This window comes from Trinickia mobilis, assembly GCF_017315705.1.
GTDB lineage: Bacteria > Pseudomonadota > Gammaproteobacteria > Burkholderiales > Burkholderiaceae > Trinickia_A > Trinickia_A mobilis.
In genome coordinates this window covers 328537-335876 of the sequence record NZ_JAFLRF010000003.1, presented here as the reverse complement: position 1 = coordinate 335876, position 7340 = coordinate 328537, and the positions used below count along the sequence as shown (strand labels likewise).

General features: G+C 60.0%; 9 protein-coding genes. 4 read left to right on the top strand and 5 right to left on the bottom strand.

All coding sequences use genetic code 11. From position 1 onward, the window contains the following. The first annotated feature begins 559 nt into the window (after positions 1–559). Genes J3489_RS06505 through J3489_RS06490 form a run of 4 tightly spaced genes read left to right on the top strand, consistent with a single transcriptional unit; the run spans position 560 to position 4189 of the window. The gene (locus tag J3489_RS06505; RefSeq protein WP_206996885.1) at positions 560–1408 is read left to right on the top strand and encodes a TetR/AcrR family transcriptional regulator; all 849 of its coding nucleotides are present in this window, start codon (positions 560–562) and stop codon (positions 1406–1408) included. After that, positions 1405–2181: an enoyl-CoA hydratase/isomerase family protein gene (locus J3489_RS06500; protein ID WP_206996884.1), complete on the top strand. Its 777-nt coding sequence runs from the start codon at positions 1405–1407 to the stop codon at positions 2179–2181. The genes J3489_RS06505 and J3489_RS06500 overlap by 4 nt, the downstream gene beginning before the upstream one ends. Beyond that, positions 2178–3383, top strand: coding sequence for a CaiB/BaiF CoA transferase family protein (locus J3489_RS06495; protein ID WP_206996883.1), 1206 nt, complete (start codon positions 2178–2180; stop codon positions 3381–3383). The genes J3489_RS06500 and J3489_RS06495 overlap by 4 nt, the downstream gene beginning before the upstream one ends. Before the next feature lie 35 nt (positions 3384–3418). Further along, positions 3419–4189, top strand: coding sequence for an SDR family NAD(P)-dependent oxidoreductase (locus J3489_RS06490; RefSeq protein ID WP_206996882.1), 771 nt, complete (start codon positions 3419–3421; stop codon positions 4187–4189). A 149-nt stretch (positions 4190–4338) separates the two neighbouring features. On the opposite strand, the gene J3489_RS06485 is transcribed toward J3489_RS06490, so the two are convergent. From J3489_RS06485 to J3489_RS06465, 5 genes are read right to left on the bottom strand one after another with little or no spacing between them, the layout of a single operon-like run. Beyond that, positions 4339–4671 carry an aldolase/citrate lyase family protein gene (locus J3489_RS06485; RefSeq protein WP_289623105.1) on the bottom strand — a complete coding sequence of 111 codons (333 nt, stop codon included), beginning with the start codon at positions 4669–4671 and terminating at the stop codon, positions 4339–4341. Beyond that, complete coding sequence (locus J3489_RS06480; RefSeq protein WP_206996881.1) at positions 4658–5239, bottom strand: cysteine hydrolase family protein; 582 nt, start codon at positions 5237–5239, stop codon at positions 4658–4660. The genes J3489_RS06485 and J3489_RS06480 overlap by 14 nt, the downstream gene beginning before the upstream one ends. A gap of 14 nt (positions 5240–5253) precedes the next feature. Next, positions 5254–5469 carry a hypothetical protein gene (locus J3489_RS06475; protein WP_206996880.1) on the bottom strand — a complete coding sequence of 72 codons (216 nt, stop codon included), beginning with the start codon at positions 5467–5469 and terminating at the stop codon, positions 5254–5256. A gap of 53 nt (positions 5470–5522) precedes the next feature. Beyond that, complete coding sequence (locus tag J3489_RS06470; protein ID WP_206996879.1) at positions 5523–6419, bottom strand: ABC transporter ATP-binding protein; 897 nt, start codon at positions 6417–6419, stop codon at positions 5523–5525. Continuing rightward, positions 6412–7338, bottom strand: coding sequence for an ABC transporter permease (locus J3489_RS06465; protein WP_206996878.1), 927 nt, complete (start codon positions 7336–7338; stop codon positions 6412–6414). The genes J3489_RS06470 and J3489_RS06465 overlap by 8 nt, the downstream gene beginning before the upstream one ends. Positions 7339–7340: the final 2 nt, after the last annotated feature.

Here is a 7340-nt window from a genome sequence, read left to right as displayed (position 1 = left end):
TTTACCCTAGTCCTCGTCCGGTTTCCCGCCTGTCAGCCTGCAGATCACGCCGCCACGGTGGCCGCACGGAGCCCTCGTGCCAAGGTCATCTGCGTTGTGCTGGCCAGCATCTGCGCAGGCAGCCCGATGAAAGGCCAGCACGGCTCATGCGAGCAAGGACAAGTCACCTTGAACGTCGCCGGGCGTGCACGGCGCGCCTGGGTTTGTCGCCGCCCTTGCCGTAAGCGACAGCAATTGACAGCGAGCCGATAACCCTCTACGCTCCAAAGCAATCGCTTAGAAACCCGTCCACCTTTGGAGAAACGGTATGGGAGTTCACGCCGGCAGATCGATCAAGAATGGGCGCCTATCCCGGCCCGAACCGCACCCCTTGCGGCTGCTTGAACACGAAGCCCTCATGCTTGGGATGGTCACCACTGTCGCGCGAACCATGTTCACGATTTCGACGCGTTAGCCAAAACTGCACCTGACGCACCGCACCAAATCGTCAGCGCGCTATCCGCGGCCTGGCTGAGCTTGGTGCCTAATCAGGAAACTGCAAAGCGCAATTAACTGAAACATGAAAGCAACTTTAGAAAAGCAATCCAAACCGGCCAAAACGAGTCAATCTTCGGCCGGCCGGAAGATCACACGCAGGAGGTCAATCGCCGAAGCAAGCAAGTTCCGCGAGCTGTTCTCGGGCGAAGGAAATTCTGGTTCGATTCAAGAAATACTACTTGCCGCACTTGAGAATTTCAGCAGTCGAGGGTACCGGGCCACCACTACCCGAGACATCGCCAAGAGCGCGGGACTCAGCCCAGCGGCGCTCTATATCCATTTTCGGTCGAAGGAGGATGTCCTCTACCGGATCGTGCATGTAGTTAACACTGCATTCTTCACGGCGCTTGCGTCAGCCGATTACTCGAACGGCTCCGAAACCGAGCGCCTTTATCGCCTGACAAGGAAGCTCGTTTCTCTGACCGCTGAACTTAAGAGCGCCATTCACATCGCAAACTATGAGATTGGCGAGCTCTCGGGGACGCGACGCGCGGCAATCGCGGACATTAGATCCAAAATGACCGACATGTTCTCTTCATGCCTTGAACGGGGCAATGCAAATGACGAGTTTACGGTGCCGGACGTGCACACGACAACGATTGCAATTCTCTCGTTAGCCCAAGCCGTGTCAAGGTGGTACCAACCCGATGGGCGCTTAAAAGCTGCTGAACTCGCGGAATACTACGCCGACATAGTTCTGCGTATTGCGGGTGCACAGAAGGCTTGCGAGTTTGCAAACGAGAACGCGCGCGTTGCGCAACGTACGGAAAGTTTGTCCGGCAAAGCGACGACAGTGAAAGACGAACTCAAGCCCTTCACCACTATCAGGTTGGGCAAGGTGGTCAAGACTTCAACTCGGGCATCGAAATGACAGTCTTATCCACTGAACCCGCAGTGTTGCTGGAAAATCGGGACGGCGTTACCCGTGTGACGTTGAATCGTCCTAAGTACCGAAACGCGCTTGATAAGGCCGCAATCAAGCTGCTGCACTCGCGCTTGCGCGATGCCAGTCGCGAAAAAGACATTAAGGTGCTTGTTATCAGAGGTGCTGGTGGCTCGTTCTCGGCCGGTGCCGATGTGAAGGCGTTCGAGACCGATGTGGATCCAGCCGACCCCGGCGAGTTGATTCGCGACTACTACACACCCGTTTTCACACTGCTGCGGGATTTGCGTGTTCCTACAGTAGCTTCCGTGACGGGCGCATGCGCGGGCGTCGGTATGAGTCTGGCCCTGATGTGCGACCTCGTCATCGCGTCGAGCTCGGCATATTTCGTACAGGCCTTCGTGAATATCGGTCTGGTTCCAGACATGGGCTCCAGCTGGATGCTGCCGCGCAGGTTAGGCGAGGCGCGCGCGAAAGCTCTAATGATGTTGGGGGAGCAACTTCCCGCAACTCTGGCGGCAGATTACGGGTTAGTCTACAAATGTGTTCCCGATGAATTACTTGAACAGGAAACCGATGAGGTCTGCAAGAGACTCGCCAGGGGACCGACCCAGACTTATCTTGCAATTCGCGAACTCACACACTTGGCTTGGAAGAACGATCTGCCAGCCCAGATCGACGACGAGCGGCGCCTCCAGAACATCGCCATTGGAACCAAGTTCTTCCAATCGGCCGTCTCGCGCTTCAAGAATAAATCGTGACTCCTTCTTCAGACTCGTCCTCCGCAAGCACCGAGCCCGCTCAGCGATCCCAGCGTTCGGGACCGCTTTCTGGCCTACGCGTGCTCGAATTTCAAGGCATTGGCCCCGGACCCTTCTGCGGATTGATGTTGGCCGACATGGGGGCAGATGTCTTGTTGATCGATCGACCGGGTGAACCCGCGTTGGATCGCACGCAGGACGTGCTGCTGCGAGGCCGCCGCTCGGTGGTCCTTGACCTCAAGTCAGAAAGTGACAGGCAGCGCGCGGTCGCCCTGATCGAACGTGCAGACGTTCTGATCGAAGGGTTCCGGGCCGGGGTGATGGAACGCCTCGGCTTAGGGCCGGATGTCGCTTTGAGACTCAACCCGAGACTCGTTTACGGTCGCATGACGGGATGGGGCCAGACCGGTCCCCTTGCACCCCGAGCCGGTCATGACATCAACTACATCGCCCTGACAGGTGTCTTGGACGCAATCGGTCGGGCTGGCCATCCGCCTACGCCACCGATGAATCTCGTCGGCGATTTCGGCGGTGGCGGAATGCTCCTGGCGTTCGGAGTGGTCTGCGCGATTTTCGAAGCGACGCGTTCTGGAAAGGGCCAAGTCGTGGATGCAGCCATGGTCGACGGAGCGGCTCTGCTTGCGACTATGTTTTTTGGCATGAAAGCAAATAACGCATGGGGTCCTGAACGTGGGACCAACATGCTGGACGGTGGCGCTCCTTGGTACGACGTTTACCGGACCCTTGACAATAAGTTTGTCGCCATCGGGTCGATCGAGAAGCAGTTCTGGCTCGAACTGCTGCGTCGTCTTGAGATTTCTCCTGAAAGCCTGCCTGAGCAGCACGACAGGAGCGGATGGCCGTCCATCCGCGCTGTATTGACCAAGACCTTTGCGTCACGCACACGCGACGATTGGGTCAAGGTTTTCCAGGGCTCAGATGCGTGCTTTGCACCCGTTTTGAGCTTTGCGGAGGCACCATTTCATGAGCACAACCTGAAGCGTGCTGGGTACTTCATGACGCAAGGGACGTACTTTCCAGCCCCCGCTCCACGCTTCTCCCGAACACCGGGAACCCCTGGCTGTCCAACGCCTCCACCGGGTGAAGGAGGTCTGGACATGCTGCGCGCCTGGGGAGTCGACGAGTCAGTGCTTCGAAATTTCGAATCTCTTAGGGATGAAAATCCATCTCCGTCAAACTGACCCAGTGGTAGCTGGCGAAACGGGACAATAGGACCATGGATCTGGGCGCAATGTTCAAGGGCAAGGGCGTGCTCATCACGGGTGCATCGAGCGGGCTGGGCGCGCACTTTGCGCGCGTGGCCGCACGCAATGGCGCGCGCGTGGTGATCGCCGCGCGTCGCAAGGCCAAGCTCGATGCACTGGCCGACGAGCTGCACAGCCTGGGTGCCCTGCAGGTGCTGGCATTGGAAATGGACGTTGGCAGCGACGGGGCCATCCGCTCCGGCTTCGACGCTATTGCGGCAAACGGCGGGCCGGTGGACGTGGTAGTCAACAACGCGGGTGTGGCCGGTGAGGGTGCGGCCATCGACATGAGCGTGACCGATTTCGACTGCACGCTTCAGACCAATCTGCGGGGCGTCTGGCTCACCGCCACCGAGGCGGCGCGCCGCTGGCGCGCGGCGCAGCGCGGTGGGTCCATCATCAACATTGCTTCCATTCTCGGCGAGCGCGTTGCGCACCACGTGGTGCCCTACGCCGCCACCAAGGCCGCGGTCATCCAGATGACCAAGGGCCTGGCGCTTGAGTGGGCGCGCTATGGCATCCGCGTCAACGCGCTGGCGCCGGGCAACATCCGCACTGACATCAACGACGCCTTCCTCGCCACACCGGCCGGGCAGGACATGATCAAGCGCATGCCCATGCGCCGGCTTGGCAAGGCCGAGGACCTGGACGGTGCCTACCTGCTGCTCGCCACGGAGGCCTCGTCGTGGATGACCGGTGCGGTGATCGTAGTGGACGGGGGACATCTGGTCTCGTCCCTTTGAGCGGACGAGTTGATCCTCCCCGCGCGCCCTGATCCGGATTACGAAGGCTAGCAAGACATTCCGGCCGCTTGCTTGCACCTTCGTCCGCCAAATCGATCGTCGCCTCAGCTCCGAGGACCGGGTACCTTCCAGCTACCACCTAGCGCGCGCTATCGCCGCTTGCGCCGCCACCAACGCGCGCTGGCGATCGACGAGGCATCGGCTTTCGGCAGCATGACGCCGGCCTCGCACGCCGCCTCGAGCATGACCGTATCCGCCTCGTGCCACGGCGTGTCCACGCCGTTCACGCGCACGATCGCGCGCCAGCCCGACTCGAGCCAATCGGCCGCGCGCGCCTCACCCTTCGCGGCGGGTGCGACAGGATCCTCGAGGTCGAGGATGATTTCGTCCGCGCCGCTAGCCGCGGCCTTGTCGAACCGTTCGAGCCGGTCGCCCGGCACGAACAGCACGCTGCGTGCGACGCGCGCGCTAATCGAAGCCAATATCTTGCGACGTGGTGAGCCGGCAAAAGCGCTTGAGCCCGCCGATCGCGTGCTCTTGCTCTTCGACTGAAAGCGCGCAGCAGCCGTCCTCGATGACGACGATCTCGTAGTCGCGGTCGTGGCCTTCGCGGACGGTCGCTTGTACGACAGCGTTCGTCGAGATGCCCGAGCAGTAGATGCGGTGCACGCCGTTGGCGCGCAGGATGGCCTCCAGGTTCGTGGCATAGAACGGGCTGACGCGATGCTTCACGATGTCGAAGTCGCCGGGCTGCTGGCCGAGATCGGGATGCGTTTCCGTGCCCCAGGTGCCCAGTTTGAAGATGCCGTTCGTCCTGGCGCCGGAGAAGATTGGCGAGTTCGGCGGGCACTCGCGGTAGTCCGGTGAGAAGCCCACGCGCACGAACCCCACGGGCACGCCCGCCGCACGCGCCTTGTCGATCGCGCGGCGCGTGTTCTCCAGGATGCGGCGGCCGCGTACCTGCTCGCCGTACGCCGCCTTGCCGTTCGGGCCGTCGGCATGCACGAGGTCGTTCACCATGTCCAGAACGAGGTAGATTGAGTCCTTCATGGTCCCTCTTTCTCCTAGTGGATCAATTCTCGCTCTTCGAGCTCGCGCCGTTGCGCGTCACTCATGCCGAGCAGCTTGCCGAACAAATACTCATCTTCCTGCACGAGCGCCGGCGTGGGCCGGCGGATGCCGACTTCGTCCGTGTCGCCGGACCGGGCAGCCGCGCCCGCGGCCAGCTGCGGCGGGATGTTAGGGGCGTTGGCCTCGACGAGGGTGGAGCCACTTTTCACACCTTTGCGTCCAGCCTGGCTACGATCAGATCGGAGTTGAACATGAGGCTCTGCTATCTACGCCTGGTCCGTTGGCCCCGGCGCGTTGACTGGCTACCCTTAACGGTCGCCACTTTGGACTGATCGTTGGCCCGTGTCACCTCATCCCGGAGTTGCTCCCAAATCTCGCGATTTAGTTCGCGGAATTCATCGGAGAAACGGACCGCCGAGCTCCGGGGGCGTTCGATGGGCACAACAAAGTCGCCGATAATCCTGCCGGGCCTAGCGCTCATTAGAACGATGCGGTCGGATAGAAATACTGCTTCGTCTATCTGGTGAGTAATAAAGATCACCGACTTCTTATTTTGTCGCCAGATCTTCAGTAACTCACTTTGCATGATCTCGCGCGTCTGGGCATCGAGCGCGGCAAATGGCTCATCCATCAGGAGAACCGGCGGATCTAGTGCTAACCCGCGCGCGAGGTTGGCGCGCTGTCGCATTCCGCCAGAAAGCTCAACGGGGAAGCGGTCTCCAAACTCCCCCAACCCAACAAGCTCCAGCATCTCGTCAGTACGGACCCGCGCCGCTTCCCGATCACGACCGGAAATTTCGAGGCCGAGCGCCACATTCTGCCGGATGGTTCTCCAAGGCAGAAGTGCGTCACCTTGGAAGACAAATCCACGATCAGGCCCCGGGCCAACAATCTCCGAGCCATTCAGCCTTATTGACCCACTGGTCGCGGTGCTCAGTCCAGCAATGATCTTGAGCAGGGTTGATTTTCCACATCCACTTGGCCCGACGATTGACAAGAATTCGCCCTGCGCGAGATTAACGCTAACGGATTCAATGGCGACAATCGATTCGCGAGAGGAGTTGTACTTCTTACCCAGGTCTCTCACTTCGAGTAAAGGAAACCCTGCGTCGCGAGGTCTGCTCGTTCCGGGCGCTGCGGCATCTGGCGGGTTATACATGCGTCCGGTCCTTCTCCTCGCCCTGCCAAGAGGTAAGCGCACGTTCGAGTCGACCGACAAGTCCGACACCGAGGATGCCGAGCGTCGCTAGTACTACGATCCCAGACCACATCCGCGGGACATCGAATTGACTTGCCGCACGTTGAATAGAAACACCGAGCCCAGCCCTTGCGCCAAAGAGTTCTGCGACGAACACGGCGACAATAACTCGGCTCACTGCGATCTGCGCACTCGCCGTAATGTAGGGCACGGCCGAAGGCAGCCGAACGTACCGAATGATGTCTAGCTTGCTTCCTCCGAAGGCCCGCACGACCTCGATGAGGTCGGGCTGTACTTGTCGGACCCCAACCGACGTGTTGATGATGACAGGGAACACAGCGACACAAAGCATAAGCGCAATCTTCGACTCGATTCCAATGCCGAGCCATACGATGAACAGCGGTGTCAAGGCCAATAGAGGCGTCGAGTACAGCGCCGTGAAGGTCGGCTCCAGGAGGTCGCGAAGGATCTGGTTGAAGCCCACCATTAAGCCAAGCAGAATTCCGAGGACCATCGCGAGCGGAAACGCAATCGCTATCTCAATGAGACTGGTGCTAAGATCGGGCCAGATCTTGCCGGTACTTATCCAATCCAAAAGGTCGCCGATTATGATGGCTGGGGGTGCGAGGAAGAGACCCAAGTGGAACCATCGCGCGGCCGCTTCCCATACCGCAAACGCGATCACTACTGATGCTGGACGGAGCACGCGACTCGACGTTGCAATGGCCACCAGCTTGGCAGACCATGTCACAAGCTTAGGAGTTTCGGCCGATAGCGCGGTTTCGGCGCCGTTGTGCGTTGTGCGACCTCTCACGCGGGCAGTCTTGACTAACCTATTCCCTTCTTTACTTCGGGCGGTTCCCTGCTGAGGATCAGCCATGC